The following is a 2,161-nucleotide window of genomic DNA, read 5'->3' on the forward strand; positions in this document are numbered from 1 at the left end:
GCCGTAACCGCTACAGCCTGAACCGGGATCTTCCGCTGCGCCACCCACTCGAACACGACCACATGGTCGGGGATCCTCAGCGTGTTGGCGTCTCCCCGGAGGGACGCCCGCGACGGCGACGCGTGACCCGGCACGCCGGCAGCGCGCGTGCAGGGGCGACCTGAACCTAGTGGGTCTGCTCGGCCGTCGGGTCGGCGCTGACGTATCTCTCGGCCAGCTCGTGGAGCGTCCGCATCACCCGTTTGGCGGGTTCCGACCATGGCATGAGGATCGGGTAGACGTGGAACATCCCGGGTTCCTCGATCGCGCGCACCGGCACTCCGGCGGCCTCGAGCCCGGCCACGAACTCGGCGATACCGTCCCGGAAGATCTCGTCCGCACCCCAACACACGAACGTGGGGGGAAACCATGCCGGGTCGGGCTCGGCGCGCGTTGCCGACACCCGGGCATCGCTGGGCAGAACGCCGCGCAGATAGGGGGCCACCGGCACGTTCCAGGGCAGGATGTCGAGCGGAGCGTTCTCGGTGACCGACGTGTGGTTCAGCTCGAGATCGACCTCCGGCGAGAACAGCGCGACCGCTGCGGGCGCGGGGATCGCCTCGGTGTGCAGGTGGTGGAGCAGGGATGCGGCCAGCCCCCCGCCGCCCGAGTCGCCGGCGACCACCAGATGCCCGGGTTCGGTTCCCCGCGTCAGGAGCCCCTTGTAGACGTCGGTGGCATCGAGCACGCTGGCGGGGAAGGGGAATTCGGGCGCCATCCGGTAGTCGGGGATGAAGATCTCGAATCCGGTGGCGTTGACCAGGGCCGCGGCAAAGGCCGCGTACATCATGGGTGACGTCCCGATGTATCCACCTCCGTGCAGGTAGAGGACCGTTGCGCCGATGGGCTCCTTGCCGGCGTCGTCGTCGATGAACGCGTCGGAGCTGGCCTTGGCTCGACACCACAGGCCCGGCACCCCTCCGATCATGTCCCGGGAGATCTCCACGCGCTCGGAGAGCTGGACCACCGGGGGGACCACGGCGCGGCACACGCCGTCGAGGACCTTCTCCATCGAGCGGAACTCCTCGATCGGGAGCCCCATCGAGTACCCCATGAACGAGCGGAGGGTCTGTCGCGTGACCGCCTGCCCGAGATTGTCGATCACCCCGGCGGGGCCCTTCCACGGACTCTGGAACGGCACGCGCACCAGCCCGTTGGCCATCGAATTGGCCAACCCGACCACGGTCAACGCCGTCACCGGACCGGAGGAGGTCCTCACGCCGTCACGATCCGCCATCACCACGGCTGCGACTCTAGCCGCACCGGCGGAGGATTCCCTGACCGCGACGGCAGCAGCCTCCCGGTCCCGGTGGCCGCCCCGCGGCCCGACCCACGGACCAGCGGGGCTCGTCTAGACCGCCGCGACCTGCCGACGCCGGAACCCGATCAGTCCCACCACCACGAAGATCGCCGCCAGGACGGTGACGATGAGGAACGGCGCCGGGGCGAACTCCTCCACCGGGACGGCGGCGAGATGGCGCAGCGGCGAGAGCGACCGGAGCCACGCGGGGAAGTCCAGCAGGTCGGCGAAGTTGGCCACCAGGAACATCAGCGCGACCACCGCCCAGCCGACGGGCGCCGTCAACCGGGGCGCCCACCCGTAGAGCACCGCACAGACCCCCAGTACCAGCAGGACCGCCGGGGTGGCGCCGAGGTGCGAGCCGATCACCCCACCGACGAGCGAGGTGTCTCCGGTGACCACGGCGGCGGCCAGCGCCGTGCAGACCCCGGTGACCGCCAGGATGAGCACCGCACCGCAGGCCACCACGGCGAGGTGGGCGCCCACCCACGAGATCCGGCTGACGGGCGTGGCCAGGATCAGGTCGGCGCGACCCCTGCCCTCCTCGTCCCGGAGGGACTGCATCGCGTAGACCACGTACGCGGCGGTGAGGACGGCGACGAACGACCCCAGAAAGGCCACGTAGCCGTTGACCAGGCCCTGGGCGCCGAACATGTCCTGCATCGCCTGCGGCATGTCCCCGCTCGCGCTGAGCATGGCGTCGGTGAACGCGCCGTTGACGGTGCCCAGGACGACGATGGCCGCGCCCCACCCCAGCAGGGCACCGCGCTGGAGCCGGGCGGCCAGGCCCACCGGCCGTCCGAGGAACCGGCCGGCGTGGGC

At 70.9% G+C, this 2,161-nt stretch carries 2 protein-coding genes; both read right to left on the reverse strand.

The annotated features are described in order from the left end of the window. Positions 1–166: 166 nt before the first annotated feature. Complete coding sequence (locus G6027_RS14580; RefSeq protein WP_182637802.1) at positions 167–1,276, reverse strand: alpha/beta hydrolase fold domain-containing protein; 1,110 nt, start codon at positions 1,274–1,276, stop codon at positions 167–169. Between the two features lie 114 nt (positions 1,277–1,390). Continuing rightward, the coding region (locus G6027_RS14585; RefSeq protein WP_206682495.1) for a hypothetical protein at positions 1,391–2,161 on the reverse strand (771 nt) is incomplete at its 5' end.

The sequence above is a fragment of the Dietzia sp. SLG310A2-38A2 genome, from assembly GCF_014145095.1.
GTDB lineage: Bacteria > Actinomycetota > Actinomycetes > Mycobacteriales > Mycobacteriaceae > Dietzia.

Coding starts and splice junctions, on each gene's coding strand:
- G6027_RS14580 (WP_182637802.1), bottom strand. CDS start 1,276: ATGGCGGATCGTGACGGCGTGAGGACCTCCTCCGGTCCGGTGACGGCG.